The organism is Rhodoplanes sp. Z2-YC6860 (assembly GCF_001579845.1).
Lineage (GTDB): Bacteria > Pseudomonadota > Alphaproteobacteria > Rhizobiales > Xanthobacteraceae > Z2-YC6860.
Window position 1 is genome coordinate 4,090,437 of sequence record NZ_CP007440.1, and the last position, 17,889, is coordinate 4,108,325.

Annotated in this window: 21 protein-coding genes, 1 tRNA gene and 1 pseudogene; 20 read left to right on the forward strand and 3 right to left on the reverse strand. The window is 64.0% G+C overall.

Annotated features, from left to right (window positions below; genetic code table 11):
* Positions 1-20 precede the first annotated feature (20 nt).
* From RHPLAN_RS18885 to tgt, 9 genes are all read left to right on the forward strand, one after another.
* Positions 21-269, forward strand: a complete 249-nt coding sequence (locus tag RHPLAN_RS18885) for an acyl carrier protein (RefSeq protein ID WP_068020791.1) — start codon at positions 21-23, stop codon at positions 267-269.
* On the forward strand, positions 270-1,484 hold the full coding sequence (locus RHPLAN_RS18890; RefSeq protein WP_068020793.1) for a beta-ketoacyl-[acyl-carrier-protein] synthase family protein: 1,215 nt from the start codon (positions 270-272) through the stop codon (positions 1,482-1,484).
* A 143-nt stretch (positions 1,485-1,627) separates the two neighbouring features.
* Positions 1,628-2,140, forward strand: coding sequence for a pantetheine-phosphate adenylyltransferase (coaD, locus tag RHPLAN_RS18895; protein WP_068020795.1), 513 nt, complete (start codon positions 1,628-1,630; stop codon positions 2,138-2,140).
* 38 nt (positions 2,141-2,178) lie between these two features.
* Positions 2,179-2,826 carry a peptidylprolyl isomerase gene (locus tag RHPLAN_RS18900; RefSeq protein WP_068020797.1) on the forward strand — a complete coding sequence of 216 codons (648 nt, stop codon included), beginning with the start codon at positions 2,179-2,181 and terminating at the stop codon, positions 2,824-2,826.
* 34 nt (positions 2,827-2,860) lie between these two features.
* Complete coding sequence (locus RHPLAN_RS18905) at positions 2,861-3,292, forward strand: UCP034077 family protein (RefSeq protein WP_068020799.1); 432 nt, start codon at positions 2,861-2,863, stop codon at positions 3,290-3,292.
* Between the two features lie 5 nt (positions 3,293-3,297).
* Positions 3,298-3,753, forward strand: coding sequence for a peptidylprolyl isomerase (locus RHPLAN_RS18910; RefSeq protein ID WP_068020801.1), 456 nt, complete (start codon positions 3,298-3,300; stop codon positions 3,751-3,753).
* 25 nt (positions 3,754-3,778) lie between these two features.
* Positions 3,779-4,255, forward strand: a complete 477-nt coding sequence (locus RHPLAN_RS18915) for a hypothetical protein (RefSeq protein ID WP_068020803.1) — start codon at positions 3,779-3,781, stop codon at positions 4,253-4,255.
* Positions 4,256-4,270: 15 nt separating this feature from the next.
* Positions 4,271-5,350, forward strand: a complete 1,080-nt coding sequence (gene queA, locus RHPLAN_RS18920) for a tRNA preQ1(34) S-adenosylmethionine ribosyltransferase-isomerase QueA (protein WP_068020804.1) — start codon at positions 4,271-4,273, stop codon at positions 5,348-5,350.
* Positions 5,347-6,480 (forward strand): tRNA guanosine(34) transglycosylase Tgt, encoded by a 1,134-nt coding sequence (gene tgt / locus RHPLAN_RS18925; protein ID WP_068020806.1) that lies wholly within the window; start codon positions 5,347-5,349, stop codon positions 6,478-6,480. Before queA ends, tgt begins: the two co-directional genes overlap by 4 nt.
* Positions 6,481-6,512: 32 nt before the next feature.
* Here tgt and RHPLAN_RS39460 read toward each other — a convergent pair whose 3' ends face one another.
* Positions 6,513-6,689, reverse strand: a complete 177-nt coding sequence (locus RHPLAN_RS39460) for a hypothetical protein (RefSeq protein ID WP_157100347.1) — start codon at positions 6,687-6,689, stop codon at positions 6,513-6,515.
* Between the two features lie 228 nt (positions 6,690-6,917).
* On the opposite strand from RHPLAN_RS39460, the gene RHPLAN_RS18930 reads away from it, so the two are divergent.
* The 5 genes from RHPLAN_RS18930 to RHPLAN_RS18945 all read left to right on the forward strand — a co-directional run bounded on the left by RHPLAN_RS18930 (position 6,918) and on the right by RHPLAN_RS18945 (position 12,704).
* The gene (locus RHPLAN_RS18930; protein WP_068020809.1) at positions 6,918-7,412 is read left to right on the forward strand and encodes a (2Fe-2S)-binding protein; all 495 of its coding nucleotides are present in this window, start codon (positions 6,918-6,920) and stop codon (positions 7,410-7,412) included.
* A gap of 2 nt (positions 7,413-7,414) precedes the next feature.
* Positions 7,415-9,634 (forward strand): xanthine dehydrogenase family protein molybdopterin-binding subunit, encoded by a 2,220-nt coding sequence (locus RHPLAN_RS18935; RefSeq protein WP_068020811.1) that lies wholly within the window; start codon positions 7,415-7,417, stop codon positions 9,632-9,634.
* 175 nt (positions 9,635-9,809) lie between these two features.
* On the forward strand, positions 9,810-9,947 hold the full coding sequence (locus tag RHPLAN_RS39465) for a hypothetical protein (protein WP_157100348.1): 138 nt from the start codon (positions 9,810-9,812) through the stop codon (positions 9,945-9,947).
* An 86-nt stretch (positions 9,948-10,033) separates the two neighbouring features.
* The gene (locus RHPLAN_RS18940) at positions 10,034-10,489 is read left to right on the forward strand and encodes a (2Fe-2S)-binding protein (protein ID WP_068020813.1); all 456 of its coding nucleotides are present in this window, start codon (positions 10,034-10,036) and stop codon (positions 10,487-10,489) included.
* 1 nt (position 10,490) lies between these two features.
* Complete coding sequence (locus RHPLAN_RS18945; protein ID WP_068020815.1) at positions 10,491-12,704, forward strand: xanthine dehydrogenase family protein molybdopterin-binding subunit; 2,214 nt, start codon at positions 10,491-10,493, stop codon at positions 12,702-12,704.
* Between the two features lie 83 nt (positions 12,705-12,787).
* Here the strand turns inward: RHPLAN_RS18945 and RHPLAN_RS18950 are convergent, their stop codons facing one another.
* Complete coding sequence (locus RHPLAN_RS18950) at positions 12,788-12,979, reverse strand: hypothetical protein (RefSeq protein ID WP_068020816.1); 192 nt, start codon at positions 12,977-12,979, stop codon at positions 12,788-12,790.
* 704 nt (positions 12,980-13,683) lie between these two features.
* Between RHPLAN_RS18950 and RHPLAN_RS18955 the strand changes: the two genes are divergently transcribed.
* The 4 genes and pseudogenes from RHPLAN_RS18955 (at position 13,684) to RHPLAN_RS18970 (ending at position 15,860) form a co-directional block, all read left to right on the forward strand.
* Positions 13,684-13,758: transfer RNA gene (locus tag RHPLAN_RS18955), tRNA-Lys, on the forward strand.
* Positions 13,759-14,097: 339 nt separating this feature from the next.
* Positions 14,098-14,283, forward strand: coding sequence for a hypothetical protein (locus tag RHPLAN_RS18960; protein WP_068020818.1), 186 nt, complete (start codon positions 14,098-14,100; stop codon positions 14,281-14,283).
* Between the two features lie 395 nt (positions 14,284-14,678).
* Positions 14,679-15,098, forward strand: coding sequence for a hypothetical protein (locus RHPLAN_RS18965; RefSeq protein ID WP_068020821.1), 420 nt, complete (start codon positions 14,679-14,681; stop codon positions 15,096-15,098).
* A gap of 325 nt (positions 15,099-15,423) precedes the next feature.
* Positions 15,424-15,860 (forward strand): annotated as a pseudogene (locus RHPLAN_RS18970) (CBS domain-containing protein).
* Positions 15,861-15,936: 76 nt separating this feature from the next.
* Here the strand turns inward: RHPLAN_RS18970 and RHPLAN_RS18975 are convergent.
* Entirely contained in the window at positions 15,937-16,209 is a 273-nt protein-coding gene (locus RHPLAN_RS18975) for a hypothetical protein (protein WP_068020824.1), read from the reverse strand.
* A 124-nt stretch (positions 16,210-16,333) separates the two neighbouring features.
* On the opposite strand from RHPLAN_RS18975, the gene RHPLAN_RS18980 reads away from it, so the two are divergent.
* Both RHPLAN_RS18980 and RHPLAN_RS18985 read left to right on the forward strand, forming a co-directional pair.
* A complete protein-coding gene (locus RHPLAN_RS18980) occupies positions 16,334-17,302 on the forward strand; it encodes a Bug family tripartite tricarboxylate transporter substrate binding protein (RefSeq protein WP_084245179.1) in 969 nt (322 codons plus the stop codon).
* Between the two features lie 156 nt (positions 17,303-17,458).
* Positions 17,459-17,875, forward strand: a complete 417-nt coding sequence (locus RHPLAN_RS18985; protein ID WP_068020827.1) for an Hsp20/alpha crystallin family protein — start codon at positions 17,459-17,461, stop codon at positions 17,873-17,875.
* The last annotated feature ends 14 nt before the right edge of the window (positions 17,876-17,889 follow it).

Genomic DNA, 17,889 nt, shown 5'->3' on the forward strand with positions numbered 1-17,889 from the left:
AAGCTGGACCAAGACCCCTGATGGATGACGTCACCCGCGATGTAGTCGCGATTGTCGCGAAGAAAGTGCAGCCCAAGGGCCGTGAGATAAAGCCGGATGACCGGCTCGACGAGCTGGGCCTGGATTCGTTTGCGGCGGTCGAGATGATCTTCGATCTGGAAGAGAAGTTCGACATCCAGATCCCCTATAATTCCAACGACAGCCGGCTCGAATACGAGACCGTGGGCGAGATCGCGGACGCCATCAAGAAGCTCACTGGAAAGGCCTAGATGGCCCATCGCGTCGTCGTCACCGGCTGGGGCGTGCTGTCGTCGATCGGCCATGACGCCAACACCTATTGGCAGAATCTGGCGCAAGGCGTCTGCGGCATTGCGCCGGCGAAGACCATCCCGACCGATCAGCTCGCGCAGAAGGTCGTCGCCGAAGTCAAGGACTACGACCCGCTGAAATATTTCGACGAGCGGGGCGCAACGCCAATGGATCGCGTCGCGCAGTTCGGCGTGGTCGCGGCGCGCGAGGCGATCGCGCATTCAGGCCTGAAGCTCGACGGTGGACTGTCCGAGCAGACCGCGTGTATCATTGGCTGCGGCGTCGGCGGGCAGTCCACGCAGGACGAGAACTACAAACGGCTCTATGGCGACAAGGCCAAGCGGTTGCATCCGCTCACCATCCCGAAGCTGATGGTGAATGCGCCGGCAAGCCAGATCTCCATGACGTGCGGGCTGCGTGGGCCGGCCTTTGTGGTGGCGAGCGCCTGTGCCTCGGCGACGCATGCGATCGGTTTGGCGTTCCACATGGTGCGGGCGGGCAGCGTGCCGGTCGCGGTGACCGGCGGCGCCGAGGCCTGCATCGCGTTCGGCACCATGAAGGGCTGGGAGGCGTTGCGGGTGCTCGCGCCCGACACCTGCCGGCCGTTCTCGCGCGACCGGAAGGGCCTGGTGATCGGCGAGGGCGCCGCCGCGATCGTGATCGAAAGCCTGGACCACGCGCGGAAGCGCTCGGCCAATATCCTCGGCGAGATCGTAGGCTTCGGCATGAGCGCGGACGCGGGCGATCTGTTGAGCCCGGATGCGGGCGGCATGCTGCGCGCCATCAACGGGGCGCTGAATGACGGCGGGCTTGCGGCGTCCGACGTCCAATACGTCAACGCGCACGGCACCGGGACCGCCGCCAACGACGAGACCGAAACCGAGGCGCTCAAAAGCGCATTTGGCGCCCATGCCGGCAAGCTCGTGATGTCGTCGAACAAATCGATGATCGGGCATGCGCTCGGCGCTGCCGGCGCGCTGGAGCTGGTCGCAACCCTGATGACCATCAAGGACGGCGTGGTGCCGCCGACCATCAACTATCTGGGGCCAGACCCGGCCTGCGATATCGACTGTGTGCCAAACGAGGCGCGGCGGATGAAGGTCGACGCCGCGCTGTCGAATTCGTTCGCGTTCGGCGGCTTGAACGCCGTGCTGGCCGTCAAACGGTTCGTTTAAAGCCTTTGGCGCTGACCGGAATCACAATTCGGGCGGTTCCAGCCGAATCCGGATCGGTCGTTTAGCTATTGAAATAATTGAGATTTTTTTGAATCCTTCCGGCCCCGTTGCCGGCTTCATGCAGGCAGGCTAGACCCGCTCAAATGCCGCGGATCGCTCTCTATGCCGGGTCGTTCGACCCGGTCACCAACGGTCATCTCGATGTCGTGCGCCAGGCCGCAGGCCTCGCCGATAAGCTCGTGCTCGCGGTTGGCGTGCATCCGGGCAAGACGCCGATGTTTGTCACGAAAGATCGCCTGCAGATGCTCGAGGAGGTCTGCGGGCCGGTGGCGCGTAAAGCCGGTTGCCAGCTCGAATGCACGACCTTCGATGATCTGGTGATCACAGCAGCAAACCGCGCGGGCGCCACGATCCTGATCCGCGGGCTCCGCGACGGCACCGACTTCGATTACGAGATGCAGATGTCGGGCATGAATGGCATCATGGCGCCTTCGGTCCAGACGGTGTTCCTGCCGGCGTCGCCCGCGGTGCGGCACATCACCGCCACGTTGGTCCGGCAGATTGCCGGCATGGGCGGTGACGTGTCGGCCTTCGTGCCGGCTCAAGTCGCGGCCCGCCTGAAAGAGAAATTCGCCGGCAAATCCGGTTCGAAATAGCTGTCATCCAAAGGTAACGCACCAGGAGCTTCAACGACATGCGCCGTACGCTCGCCACGCTTGCTTCTGCCATTGCGCTCGCTTCCTTCGCGCTCTCAGCGCCTGCTCACGCCCAGGGCAAGCTCGATTCTCCGGCCAATCTCGCCGAAAAAGCGCCGGCGACCTACAAGGCCAAGTTCGACACCAGCAAGGGCGCGTTCGTCGTCGAGGTCACGCGCGATTGGGCGCCCAACGGCGCCGACCGCTTCTACAATCTCGTCAAGAACGGCTTCTACGACAACGTCCGCTTTTTCCGCGTGATCTCGGGCTTCATGGTGCAGTTCGGCATCAATGGCGATCCGAAGATTTCGGCGCCGTGGCGCGAGGCACGCATCTCCGACGATCCGGTCAAGCAGAGTAACCGCCGCGGCTACATCACCTACGCGATGGCCGGGCCGAACACCCGCACCAGCCAAGTGTTCATCAACTTCGCCGACAACGCCAACCTCGACAATTCCGGCTTTGCGCCGTTTGGCCGGATCGTGTCCGGCATGGACGTGGTCGACAAGCTCAACGCGGAATACGGCGAGGGCGCACCGCGCGGCCGTGGCCCGGACCAGGGGCGTATCCAAATGGAAGGCAATGCCTATCTGAACAAGGAGTTCAGCAGGCTCGATTACGTCAAGAAGGCGACCATCGAGCGTTGAGGCGGGGACCGGACATTCGAATGAGCGCAAACCTGTGAGCGCAAATCTGGCGACGCTCGGTCTCGCGACGGTTGGTCTTGCGGCGGTGCTTTCGTCGCAGGCGCTCGCCGATGAGATGACGACCGGTGCAGGCGTGGCGCCCAAGGGTCCGCTCAACACGCTCAAGGATGTCGGCCAAGCGATCGGCGAATGCTGGAAATGGCCACCGCTCAGCGAGGTGGTTCATGGCGGCATGGAACTCACCGTCGTTCTCAGCTTTAAACGCAATGGCGAGATCTTCGGCGCGCGGCTGACCTATCAGCGGCGCGATATCCCGGCGGAGGAACGGGCGCTGTACTACGCATCCTTGATGGATGCGCTGAAGCTCTGTTCGCCGCTCCCGCTCTCCGCGCGCCTCGGTGAGGCGATCGCGGGGCGACCGTTTTCATTCCGTTTCAAAGACACCAGAGGCGAAAGAAAGGCTTAGATTCGATGGCTACTCCCGAGAACACGATGACCCTCGACACCACCAAGGGCAAGGTGGTGATCGAAATGCGCCCCGATCTTGCACCCGGCCACGTGGCCCGCATCAAGGAGCTGGTGAAGTCCGGCTTCTATGACGGCATCGTCTTCCACCGCGTGATCGATGGCTTCATGGCGCAGACCGGCTGCCCGCACGGCACCGGCACCGGCGGCTCGGGCCAGAAGCTGAAGGCGGAGTTCAACAAGGAGCCGCATGTGCGCGGCACGGTCTCGATGGCGCGCGCCCAGAACCCGGACTCCGGCGACAGCCAGTTCTTCATCTGCTTCGACGACGCGACCTTCCTCGACAACCAGTACACCGTGTGGGGCAAGGTGATCGAAGGCATGGAGAACGTCGACAAGATCAAGCGCGGCGAGCCGGTGAGCAACCCCGACAAGATCATCAAGGCGTCGATGGGGGCCTAATCAGAGAACCGGCCGGCGCGACGCTGTGCAGATTCTGTCGAAAGACGAAACCTCCCAATGGTGCCAACGGCACAGCGTCGCGTTGGACGTGTTCGGTTGTCCCGAACATGCCGACTGCCCAGTAAAATTCCGGATTCCCGAGGACGCGGGCAAGCGCGTCTACCTAGTCGCGCAGGCCATGCGTGCGTTCTCCGATGAATCGCGCATGCTTGTTTGGTTCACCGAGTGGGGTATCTGGCCATCGGGCGAGCGCAGACATGTCTTCGACCGTTTTCGGTTGTCGTATGGAGAAAAGCGGCTCTTGATCGATTCACTTGGCCATGTCTTCGGCCCCGGCGAGTTCGAGGACGCTGTTTCCTTTGTCACACTGGCGGTCCTGTTTCTTTGGGATTGCAATGTGGTGACGCCCCACCGAAGCAAGCTCCTGTTTCTGTCCCATGATGAGTGGGGCGCCGCGACCGGCGTCGATGTCACGCTCGGCGCGCCCAGCGGACCGCATTAGGCTGACGGCGCAACCATGCGCACCGATCTCTTCGATTTTGACCTCCCGCCTGAGCGGATCGCGCTGCGGCCCGTGTCGCCGCGCGATGCGGCGCGGCTGCTTGTGGTGCGGCCGGGCGGGACCCCGGAGTTCGACGACAGAGGTGTGCGTGACCTGCCGGACCTGCTCAACCCGGGCGACGCGTTGGTCGTTAACGACACCAAGGTCATTTCGGCGCGCCTTATGGGCCATCGCATCGGCCGCGGACCTGACGCCAAGATCGAAGCAACGCTGACCGAGCGCATCGACGGCTCGCGCTGGCGCGCCTTCGCCAAGCCCGGCAAGAAGCTCGCCCCCGGCGATGTCATCCGCTTCGGCGAGGAGGGCAAGGTTTGCTTCCTGGGCCAGCTCGATGCGACGGTGGAGAGTAAAGGCGAGGGCGGCGAGATCACGCTGTCCTTTGCGTTTCACGGTGTGGTGCTCGACCAGGCCATTGCCGAGCGGGGCGACATGCCGCTGCCGCCTTACATCGCGGGCAAGCGCAAGCCCGACGCGCAGGACCGCGACGACTACCAGACTTACTTTGCGCGCGAAGAAGGCTCGGTCGCGGCACCGACCGCGGGGCTGCATTTCACCGAGGCGCTGCTCGGGCGCCTTCAGGCGCGCGGCGTTGCGCTTCACAAAGTGACGCTGCATGTCGGGCCGGGCACTTTCCTGCCGGTGCATGCCGACGACACCTCCGACCATAAGATGCATTCAGAGCACGCGGTGCTGACGGCCGAAACCGCCGCGGCGCTGAACGCGGTCCACGCCAAGGGCGGTCGGATCGTGGCGGTCGGCTCGACCGCGCTCCGCACCCTCGAAAGCGCCGCGGACGACACCGGCACCATCAAGCCCTTCTCGGGCGACACCGCGCTGTTCATCACGCCGGGCTATCGCTTCAAGGCCGTCGACGTGATGATGACCAACTTCCACTTGCCGCGCTCGACGCTGTTCATGCTGGTCTCGGCCCTGTGCGGCCTCGACACCATGCAGCGCGCCTACGCGCATGCCATTGCGGGCGGCTATCGGTTCTATTCCTATGGGGATGCGTCCCTGCTATTCCGGACGCAATGACAGAAGCCTTCTCATTCCGCCTCATCGGCACCGATGGCATCGCGCGCCGCGGCGAATTTGTCACGCCGCATGGTGCCGTTCAAACGCCGGCTTTCATGCCCGTTGGCACGCAGGCCACCGTGAAGGGGCTGATGCCCGAAGCGGTGCGTGCCACCGGCGCCGAAATCCTGCTCGGCAACACCTACCACCTGATGCTGCGGCCCGGCGCCGAGCGTATCGCCGCGCTGGGCGGCTTGCACAGGTTCATGAACTGGAACGGACCGATCCTCACGGACTCGGGCGGCTTCCAGGTCATGTCGCTGTCGGAGCTGCGCAAGATTTCCGACAACGGCGTGGTGTTCCGCTCGCATGTCGACGGCGCGATGGTCGATCTCACACCGGAGCGAGCGATCGAGATTCAGTCCTTGCTCGGCGCCGACATTTCGATGCAGCTCGACGAATGCATCAAGCTGCCGAACACGAAGCCTGAGCTCGAACGCGCGATGCGGCTGTCGATCGCCTGGGCCGAACGCTGCAAGCGCGCCTTCGAGAGTGTGCCCAAGGGCCGTGCGCTGTTCGGCATCGTGCAAGGCGGCGATGACATGACGCTGCGCGGGGAGAGCGCTCGAGCGCTGGTCGATATCGGATTCCACGGCTACGCCATCGGCGGGCTCGCGGTCGGCGAGCCGCAGGAGACCATGCTGAAGGTCGTGGAGGAGACCACGCCGCAGCTTCCGGCCGACCAGCCGCGCTATCTGATGGGTGTGGGCACGCCTGACGATCTGCTCAAGGCCGTGGCGCGCGGCATCGACATGTTCGACTGCGTGATGCCGACCCGAAACGGCCGTCACGGCGCGGTGTTCACCCGCAGGGGGCAGGTCAATCTCGACAACGCGCGCCATCGTGACGATCCGCGGCCGATCGACGAGCAGAGTCCCTGCGAGGCCGCGCGCATCTACTCACGCGCCTATCTGCACCATCTGATGCGTGTCAACGAGATGCTCGGCGCGATCCTGCTGTCGACGATCAATCTCGCCTATTACCAGGAGCTGATGGCCGGCGCGCGTAGCGCAATCGAGCAGGGGCGTTACGCCGCTTACTGCGACGCGATATGGGAGGGCTGGGCGAAAGGCGATCTACCGCCGATCTAGGTGCGCAAGCTTAAGCGGAATGTGTCGCCGGTCTAATTGCGCTGCTCGACCGGCGCGAGCCGACGTGTAGCGCTCATGTCATAATTGCTGTCGTAATGTACGGCGCGCACGTTGTCGTGGTGGAATCGGCCATCCCAAACGGCAAAGCCGATGCTGGCACCGGCCGTGCAAACCAACGCAAGCACAAAAGCTGCGAATAGAAACTTCATAGTTGCCCCCGCCGGTCAGGCGTTCATTACGAATAATACAGAATCGAACCGGACTTCGCGAGTCCTTTGGCGCGGGTTCCCCCGGGTGAATGGCTGTCGCCGGCAACCGGCTGGAACCGGACCCAGCCTCGACCTTGCCGCAGGGTGGGGGCAGAATAGGACGGTTCCAAACAACAACCGGTGGGCCATGCGACCCGCCCGAAACCACTCCAGGGAGAGGCCAAGCCCATGGCAGTCAGTCTAAAAGTCAACGGCACGAGCCATAACGTGCCGGCCGAGCCGGACACTCCGCTGCTCTACGTGCTGCGCAATGACCTGGCGCTGAACGGCGCCAAGTTCGGCTGCGGGCTTGCCCAATGCGGCGCCTGCACGGTGCTGGTGGACGGCAAGCCGGTTCGCTCCTGCATCACGCCGATCGGGTCGCTCGGGGGCGTCGAGATCACCACCATCGAGGGGCTCGGCACCGCCGCCAAGCCGCATCCTCTGCAGAAGGCCTTCATTCACGAGCAGGCCGCCCAATGCGGCTACTGCATCAACGGCATGATCATGTCGGCCAAGGAACTGCTCGACCGCAAGCCCAATGCCACCGAGGGCGAGGTCAAGAAGGCGCTGGCGGGCAATCTCTGTCGCTGCGGCACCCACAATCGGATCGTCGGCGCGGTGCTGCGCGCCGGGCGCGAACTAGGCGGCCAGACCAACGGCCACATCGGCGGGAGGATCTGACCATGAACGCTCCGGTTCTTTCACGCCGTTCCTTCGCCAAAGGCGTGGGCGGTATCGCGCTGGCGTTTTCGCTGGATCCCACCGAACTGCTGGCGCAGGGCACGGCCGAGCGGCTGCCGGGAAGCCTGCAGACCAACCGCCGCCTCGAGGCCTGGCTGCGCATCAATCCGGATGGCACCGCGACCGTCATCACTGGCAAGGTCGAACTCGGCCAGGGCATTCTCACCGCGCTGAAACAGATCGCCGCCGAAGAGCTCGACCTGCCGCTCGACCGGCTGACCATGATCTCCGGCGACACCGGACGGACCCCGGACGAAGGCCAGACGGCTGGCAGCCAGTCGACCGAGAACAGCGGCACTGCGCTGCGCCTGGCTTCGGCCGAAGTGCGGGCGATGCTGCTCGATCTCGCCGCTCAGAAGCTTGGCGCCCCGGCCGACACCTTGAAGGTTTCGGACGGCGTGATCAGCACCGCCGATGGCCGCAAGATCACCTATGGCGAAATCGCCGGAAGCCTCGACCTCAAGCGCGAAGCGACCGCCAAGTTCAAGCCGAAGGATCCGTCGACCCACAAGATCGTCGGCCAGTCCATCGAGCGCATCGACATTCCGGCCAAGGTCACGGGCGGCGCGGCCTACGTGCAGGACATGCGGCCGGCCGGCATGGTGCATGGCCGCGTGGTGCGGCCGCCGCGCTATGGCTCGAAGCTTGCGAGCGTCGACGAAACGTCGGTGAAGTTGCTGCCCGGCGTCATCGCGGTGGTGCGCGACGGCTCGTTCCTGGGCGTCGTCGCCGAGCGCGAGGAGCAGGCCATCAAGGCGCGCGAGGCGCTGGCGAAAGCCGCGAAGTGGACGCTCGGACCGGAGTTGCCGGATCAGGCCAGCATCCACGCCCATCTGAAGTCGTTGCCGAACACCATGTCCGAGCTCGGCGTCAAGCAGGCGCCGGTGCTGGCCGCTGCCGGCAAGACGCTGGAGGCGACCTACACCAAGCCGTATCTGGCGCATGCCTCGATCGGCCCGTCGGCGGCGCTTGCCGAATTCAAGGACGGCAAGCTCACGGTGTGGACGCACTCGCAGGGCGTGTTCCCGCTGCGGGCTGAACTCACCAGCATCCTGAAGATGCCGCGGGAGAACATCCGCTGCGTCCATGTTGAGGGCTCGGGCTGCTACGGGCAGAACGGCGCCGACGACGTGGCGCTCGATGCTGCGTTGCTGGCGCGTGCGGCGGGCGGCCGTCCGGTGCGGCTGCAATGGATGCGCGACGATGAGTTCGGCTGGGAGCCTTACGGCGCGGCGATGTCGATGAGCGTGCGCGCCTCGCTCGATGCCGACAACAAGATCGCCGACTGGCACTACGAGCTGTGGAGCAACACCCACTCGATGCGGCCGGAAAGCACCAAGGGCGCGAACGTGCTCGCGGCCTGGTATCTGGCCGAACCACAGCCGCACGGCCCGCCCCAAGGCATCCCGCAGCCGGCGGGCGGTGGGGACCGCAATGCGATCCCGCTTTACGATTTCCCGAACCAGAAGATCGTGCATCATTTCATTCCGGAGATGCCAATCCGGGTGTCGGCGCTGCGCACGCTTGGCGCCTATGCCAACGTGTTTGCGCTCGAGTCCTTCATGGACGAGATGGCGGCGCTCGCTGCGGCCGATCCGGTGGCGTTCAGGCTTGCGCATCTCAAGGACCCACGCGCCAAGGCTGTCATCGAGAAGGTCGCCGCGATGGCCAACTGGAAGGCAGGTGAGGCGGGAAGTCTCGCGCGAGGCCGTGGCATCGGCTTTGCCAAGTACAAGAACCTCGCCTGCTACGTCGCCTGCATCGCCGAGGTCGAGGTCGACAAAACCAACGGCAAGGTGCGCGTGCCGCAGGTCTGGGCCGCCGTCGATTCCGGCCTGGTCATCAACCCGGACGGCCTGAAGAACCAGATGGAAGGCGGCATCATCCAGTCGACGAGCTGGACCCTCTACGAACAGGTGCGCTTCGACAAGAACGGCATCACCTCGCGCGACTGGGCGAGCTATCCGATCATGACCATGCCGGAAGTGCCGAAGGTCATGGTCGAGCTGATCAACCGACCGAGCGAGAGGCCGCTCGGTTCGGGCGAGGGCTCGCAGGGCCCTGCGGTGGCGGCGATTGCGAACGCAGTTGCGAACGCCACCGGCAAGCGGCTGCGCGATCTGCCGCTCGATGCCGGACGGGTGAAGGCCGCGATCGGCTGATCGAGAGCCGGAGCTGACGCACTCCTTGTTGCAACGTCGGCAGTGAACTCCCTCTCCCGCTTGCGGGGGAGGGTTGGGGAGGGGGACTGCTAGCGCGTGTCTGCCCTCGCCCCCTCCCTATCCCTCCCCCCGCAGGCGGGGGAGGGGACGCTGTAGCGCGGACAGCGAAAAACTCTTGAGCCAAGACGACGCACAGTCGCGCAATTGTGATGGCACCACGCCGATCGTGCTCGACGGCTCGTCGGCCGCGGTGCAGAATTATTCCAATCTCAAACACAACAGGCGCGGCAAGCGCCGGCAGTCTCTTGCGTGATCCGGCGGTGATGACCGCGCGGATATCGACGATTCAAACATCGCACCGTGCCGGATGGGCTCCGCACGGACGCTGGGAGGAAGACAATGGCGACAAATTTCACCGTGAACGGCAGACCTGTGTCTGTCGACGCTCCGCCGGAGACTCCGCTGCTCTGGGTGGTGCGCGAAGGCTTGAAACTCACCGGCACCAAGTTCGGCTGCGGCACCGGCCTGTGCGGCGCCTGCATGGTGCATATCGACGGCAAGCGCGCCTATTCATGCCAGACGCAGCTCTCAGAGCTCGCCGGCAAATCGGTCACCACCATCGAAGGCCTGTCGCCCGACGGCAGTCATCCGGTGCAGAAGGCCTGGCTCGCCGAGCGTGTGCCGCAATGCGGCTATTGCCAGTCCGGCCAGATCATGAGCGCGGCCGATCTGCTCAAGCAGAAGCCCAAACCCACGCGCGACGAGATCGTGGAGCACATGAGCACCAACATCTGTCGCTGCGGCACCTATCAGCGCATCGTGCGCGCGGTCGAGCGTGCGGCGGGGGAGGCGTGACATGAACAAGCCTCTCAAGAGCTCCGACACCTCGCTCAGCCGCCGCCAGATCATGATCGGCGCGGCCGGTTTCTCGTTCGCATTTGCGCTCGGCGGTCGCGCCGACGCGGCGGTGCTGGCCGGCGAGCGCGCCGGGCAGACCATGAGCCCGTGGATCAGCATCGCGACCGACGGCACCATCACCATCATGTCAGCGGCGACCGAAATGGGGCAGGGATCGATGACCTCGCTGCCGCTGATCATCGCCGAAGAGCTCGATGCCGATTGGACGAAGGTCAAGATCGTCCCGGCGCCGGCGCAGGACGCCATCTACGGCAATCCGGGCTTTGGCGGCATGATGTACACCGCAGGTTCGAATGCGGTGACAAGCTACTATGTGCCGCTGCGCACGGCCGGCGCACAGGTGCGCCGCGTGCTGCTCGACAACGCCGCACGCAAGTGGGCCGTGCCGGTTGCGGAACTGTCCACCGAGCCGAGCACGGTGGTGCACGCCAAGTCCGGGCGCAGGCTCAGCTACGGCGACATCGCGCAATTCGCCGAGGTGCCGGCCAAGGCGCCTGAGATCAAGCCGGAGGACCTCAAGAAGCCCGCCGACTTCCGTCTGATCGGCCAGGACGTGATGCGGATCGAATTGCCGCTGAAGGTCACCGGCAAGGCGACCTACGGCATCGACGTGCAGGTGCCCGGCATGCTGTACGGCACGGTGCTGCGCGCGCCGGTCGAAGGCTCGGTGCCGAACAAGATCGACGAAGCCAAGGCCAAGGCGGTGCCGGGCGTGGTGGCGGTGATCCGGCTGCCGCACGGTGTCGGCGTTGTCGCCGAGACCGCCTGGGCAGCGCTGAAGGCGCGGCAAACGCTCAACGACGCGGTGACCTGGACGCGCACGGGCGTGGCCTGGGGCTTCGACAGCGACAAGGGCCACGACACCTTCGCGGCCGATGCCAAGAACATGAAACAGGCGGCGCGTGACTGGAGCGCCCAGGGCAACGCCCGTGCGGCGTTCCAGAACGCAGCCAGCGTCGTGGAAGGCGAATTCCGCTGCGACTATGCGTATCACGCGCAGATGGAGCCGTTGAACGCGGTGGCATCGGTGTCGCCCAATGGCGATGCGGTCGAGATCTGGGCTGGCACGCAAAGCCAGACCACTGCGACCGAGGCGCCGGCCAAGTTCCTCGGCATCTCGCGCGACAAGGTGAAGCTCCACGACCTGTTGATGGGCGGTGGCTTCGGCCGCCGCGGCAATCGCGACGTCGATTTCATCATGGATGCGGTGATGCTCTCGAAAGAGGTCGGCAAACCGGTGAAGTCGATGTGGACCCGCGAAGACGACGTCCACAACGGCCGTTTCCGGCCGCTGTCCGCGCACTATCTGCGCGCTGCTTTCGATGCGCAGGGCAAGCTCGCCGCCTGGCACCATCGGCTAGCGGCCGACCGCATCACGCCGTTCATGGACCCGGTTCGCTTCCAGCAGGGCGGCGGCAAGGACGGCATGGTGATGGCCGGCACCGACATCCGCGGTTACGATGTGCCGCATCAACTGGTCGAACAGCTCTATCGTGACACCGGTGTGCGCACCAATCCGCTGCGCGGGATCGGCGTCACCGCCAACAAGTATGCGACAGAAGCCTTCATGGATGAGGTTGCGCGCAAGCGTGGCCAGGATCCATTGGCGTTCCGGCTCGAGCTGCTGAAGGATACGCCGCGCGCCTACAACGCCGTCAAACGCGTCGCCGAGATGGCCGAGTGGGGCAAGAAGCGTGAAGGCCGGGCGTTGGGCCTCGCCTATATCGACTACTCGGGCAGCCAGGTCGCAGGCGTCGCCGAGGTCTCGCTCAACCGCGCAACCGGCGAGATCAAGATGCACAATTTTTGGTGCACAATCGACTGCGGTGTCGCGGTGCAGCCCGACAACATCATCGCGCAGACCGAAAGCTCGATCGTCTACGGTCTCGGTCTCTCCATGACCGAACGTATCTCGATCAAGGACGGCGCGGTGGAGCAGTCGAATTTCTACGACTACACGCTACCCCGGATGCGCGACGTACCGCAGATGCACATCGAGCTGATCAAGACCGACAATCATCCGACCGGCGCCGGTCAGATGGCAACGCCCTTGATCGCTCCGTGCATCTCGAATGCCGTCGCCGATATGACCGGTGTGCGGCTTCGTCACACACCGTTCCTGCCGGATCGCGTGAAGAAAGCATTGGCATAGGCGGTCGCACTCGCTCATCAAATAAAAACCGGGCCGCTATCGGCGGCCCGGTTTCCGTTTTCAGTATCGAGCAGTGCTCGAAATCAGCCGACCTCAACGTCCGTGCTGAAGCCGTTGCCGCAGGGTTCGCAAAGCCAAGCATGGCGCACGCGACGCTCGTGGACGAACGACGAAAGCTCGGGCACGAACTGTTCATTCCCGCACGCGGGACAAAGCGGGCGGTTGAAATAGCGCGCAAATGAGATCACTGCGGGCGTGGCATTCTCAAGCGTCATGCACGTCCTCCTGTCCATTGCGATTGCCTCTCTCTGCTGTATTGCACCGCAACTTGCAGGCAGTCTGTGGCGACAGCGCGACCTCGCAGTGAAACTCCAATGACGGGGAAGGGAAGAGACTGCGGCGCGTTACCGGTGCTTCGGCGTGAAGAAACGTGCGCTGGTCTGTCACGGCAGAGTCATACAACGCGGCAAAGCATTGTCGGCGAGCGGTTTAGAGTCCGTGCCGCGCGCAGCTCCACGCCGCTGAAAATGGAAAAGCCCGCCGGACCGGCTTGCATCGATACGGCGGGCGGCTTCTTTGGAAAGGGACTTCACTAAAACTTGTGGGACGCTTCCGTCCGGCCCCGGAGGCCCAGTGGGGGACTGTGGGGGATTGGGCGGACCGAGACCGGAGGAAGCGAACCGGAAAACTCAGTTTCCTTCAGTCAACATCGTGACCAAATCCGGAGAACCTCGAAGTCTCCTGAAGCTTCTCTGGCGGGGCCGAACCGGTGTTTTCCCTTCGGTTCGGCGCCGCCGTTCGATGGTCGGAACGTAAGGCTGGACCGGGATTCTCGGTGTGTTCGGCGTCACAAAACTGCCGATTGCGGAAAAATACTCTGAAGTTGTTCAAATCGCTGTGGAATTGGCCGGCTGGATCGGCCGGGCGGCTGCGTTTTTGGCTTGGAAACGGTGTCCCTATGCCCTAGACCAACGCCCGTGGGCCCGTAGCTCAGCGGTAGAGCACTCGACTTTTAATCGAGTGGTCGATGGTTCGAATCCATCCGGGCTCACCACCCCAACATTTTCGCGCGGCTTTGCTTCCCCCAGGGCTGTCTTGGGACCTGTCTTGGGGACCTGCTTGGGCTATGGCGGGCTTCGTGGCGCAGGTGCATGGCCAAGAGGGCGACGCTCGCTACGCGGCGTCCTTTGCCGGCCCATGCCGAGACGTCGCAGGCGAGGCAGTCTTGGCAGTGCCGCGAGCGGGCCGGCGGGATTGCACGATGAAGATCGTCCAGTCGACATGGTGCGTAGCGGCACTTCCCAAAATCATCCCGTATGGTCTGTGACTTCCCGCACTTTGCAACTGCGAAGTGTGGGGCCAAGTTACGTGGACGGTTGGAAAGGAACGCGCCATGTACACGACAGCCCAGAGCATCCACCCGGTGCACAGCATCTTTGGCGCCGGCTACATTGCCGAAAATCACGCCGATGACGAGCACCTCAAGCTGCCGCCGATCGAGGGCGAAACGCAGTTCAGCGATTTTGTGAAGTCGCTGCGTATGCTGGTTGGCGGCGAGTTGGCGGTCACGAAGCGTTGACTTGGAAACTTTGAGTCCGGTATGAGCCATTTCCGGCGTGTCATGCCGCTGTGTCGTGAGGCCGATTAGCTGTTAACGAATACGGCCGGTCATTTTGACGCACGACAGTTTTTGCGACTGCAGAAAACTGTTGCAGCGCATGCTCATTTTTTCACGGGGATAGCCCAGGCGGTCGCCTCACTGCTGACGACTTTGTTCGGCAGATTCCCGATTCGATCCGTAGCAACCGCGCCGTCCCAAGCGTCTCGAGTCTCAATCTTGGGGCTCCGCCAATCTCGGATCGGATTCAGGAACCACGAGCCATTCCGGCGACTTGCTTTGTCAGGTCCCCGTTGGCGCAACCACGGGTACCGGACACCGCAAAATCGAACGTCGGGGGGCAGAAGGAGCTCATCATGTGCGACTACAGCCTCGAGAACGTTGCATCACGGCCGGCCACAGTGGCCGACCGTCTGGTCTCCACCAACTTCACCGGCACTTTCACACGCGGATTTGCCGGCGCCGATGACACCGGCACGGCGGTGTGCCTGCGGCCAGGCACTGAGATCGCCTTCGAACAGGCACCGCGCTTCGAAGATCCAATGAGCCATTCCGAACAGACCGCAAGCGGGATGACGGCACGTTTCCGTCAGGTCAACCTGCAGGCGCCGTGCACACATCACGACGCGCTGGAGTTTGCCGACGGCACGATCGTGCTGGTGGCGCGGCTGATCTCGGGACAACGGGCAACGGTGCTGCAGTTGCCGGTCGAGCCCGAAACCGCTGAACCCGCTGCCGAAGCGGCCAAGCGCGAGGCCGAGGCTCTCAACTCCTGAGTTGAGAGCCTACGTGCAACACAAGGTCGTGAAAGCCTCGGTACGCCGCTGAGGCTTTCACCCGGAGACTCATGAGATCAGTCTCCGCATCGCAGGGAAGCCGGATGTTCGACCGCGAACATTGCCGGGCGCGCTTCCCTGCAGCTTGTCTTCACAATTGGTTGTTTTCCAACGGCGCGTCGCAGCATCGGCGCGCCGGGGCGGTCTTTGCGTTGGTCGTGCGAGCCCGCAGGAACGATCGGAGCATGCAGACGTTCGCCCGAAGATGCGGCGCAGCATGCGCGGCGTCGGTAACGGGAGGGAATGATTAGACAGGAGAGCAGCGATGAAGGTCAGTGAAGCGATGACCCGGGACGTCCATCTCGCCAGTCCGAACGAAACCGTCCAGCAGGCGGCGCGGCTGATGGCGAGTCTCGATGCCGGCCTGCTGCCGGTCAGCGAAGACAATCGCCTGGTTGGCATGATCACCGATCGCGACATCGCGACCAAAGGTGTGGCGCGAGGGAAATGGCCAAACGCCAAGATCAGCGAGGTCATGACGCGGGACGTCAAATACTGCTTCGACGATCAGGACCTCGAAGAGGTCACGCACAACATGGCCGATATCCAGGTGCGCCGGCTGCCGGTTCTGAATCACGACAAGCGACTGGCATCATCTCGCTCGGCGACATCGCGGTGATGAAAGGCAGTACGGGCAATGGTGCTGCCCATGCGCTCTCAGGGATTTCGCAGCCCGGCGGCCAGCACAGCCAGACGGGGTAAGTGTGCAACTCGCCGGAATGCAATAAGCCCGGTCGCGACCGGGCTTTTTGCTGGGATGGGCCGGTGGGTTGCTATGTCACCACCAGTCGTATCCGCCGTGGCGCGGCTGATAGCCGGACGACCATCGCCAGTCGCCCTGATAGGGCCGGCTATAGGTTTCGTAGCCATAAGATCTGCCATAACCCCAGTGGCCCGCCGGACCGTAATAGGCTCGCGGCGTCGGCACGCTTTGCGGATCGCTCGTGTTCGCCCAAGCCGGATCGCCGGGACCGTAACTCTGCGCCATCGCCACGCCTGACACCAAGGTGAGCGCTGTGGCGAAGGCTGTGGTCATCAGTGCTCGCATCATTCTCTCCTCTTCGTTGCCTACCAAGGGCAACCGATCGGAAACGGTGTCGTTCCGGATGAACTTTCGGTTCCGAGCGCTGTCGGTATAGAGTTTGCAAGTCAAAGCTTCCGACCAAGGAGGCGAGATGCGCCGTCGAGACGTGTTGGGAATGCTGGCGGGAGCCGCGGCCGCATGGCCCGCAGCGGCCGTTGCTCAAGGTCCCGCTGGGCGGCCGATCACCATGATCGTGCCGTTTCCTGCGGGCGGCGGCGCGGATGTGCTGGTGCGCATCCTCACCAAGTACATGGAAGAGAAACTCGGCGAGACCATCATCGTGCTGAACCAGCCCGGCGCGGGCGGGGCGCTGGCCTTCGGCCAACTGGCGCGCGCCGCGCCTGATGGTCAAACGCTTGCCTGGACCTCGACCGGTTATGCCGTCATGGCGGCCACGCTCTCCAATCTCAGCTTCGATCCGCAACACGATTTCGTGCATATTTGCGACGTCGCCGAAAATCCGTTCGTGCTGGTGGTCAATCCGCAACTGCCGGTGACGAGCGTGAGGGAGCTGATCGACTACGCCAAGGCGCATCCGGACACGCTGAATTTCGCGCACAACGGTGCCGCGACCTTGACCAATCTTGTGGTCGAATTGCTCAAGCTGAAGACCGGAATTTCCGTCGGACAGATCGCCTATCGCGGCGACAATTTCTCAGTCAGCGATGTCATCGCGGGGCATGTGCAGGCGATGTTCTCCAACAGCCCGGTGGCGCTGCCTCATGTCGCAGCGGGCCGGCTGCGCGGCCTCGCTGTGACGTCGGCGCGACGCTCACCCGCGGCGCCCGATTTGCCGACGATGATCGAAGCTGGCGTGCCGGATTTCCAGGCGGTGGTGTGGCAGGGCTTCAGTGCCCCGGCGGCGACACCGCGCCTTGTCGTTGATCGGCTCAACGCTGCCGCGCGGCAGGCGTTGCAGGCTCCGGAGGTTGCCGGGCGCTTCAAGGACCTCGGCGCCGAACTCGTCGGCGGCACCCCGGACGAGTTCGGAGCGCTCGTCTCGCGCGAGCTCGATGTCTGGGCCGATGTGGTCCGCCGCTCCGGCGTGAAGGCGAACTAACGCACTTTGAGGCTGCGGACGGCCCCGGGATGGCTTCGCCGCCGTCAGCTTCGGTCTTCACGGCTGCTCGCCGTTGCCCGGTGCAATGCACCAAGTCCTTCCGAATATTGAATTCTGTCGCGGCCGATATCAAATAGGGCAGTTCAAGGGTGGCTCATGACAGATTTTCCCAATCGTTGGATGTGGTCGGAGGCGTGCGAGATGCTCGCCCGGGCGGAGCGGATGCATCGCGAGATGTTTCGCCCCGGGCGCTATGGCACGGCGGCGCCCGCTTGGGAGCCGCCGGTCGACATGATCGAGACAGCCGAAGCCGTCCTGGTGCTGGTGGCGCTCCCGGGCGTCGACCCGGACCAGGTCGAGGCTGCGATCGATGGTGGCGACCTGATCGTCGCCGGCAGCCGCGTGCTGCCTGACGAGTTGCGGACCGCTGTGATCCATCGTCTCGAGTTGCCGCAGGGCCGTTTCGAGCGGCGCGTTCGCCTGCCGTCGGGCCGCTATTCCGCCGTGCATCGAGGCATGGCGAACGGCTGCATCGTGATCACGCTGGAGAAGGCGGGGGTGTCCCGTGGCTGATTTGAATCAACTGC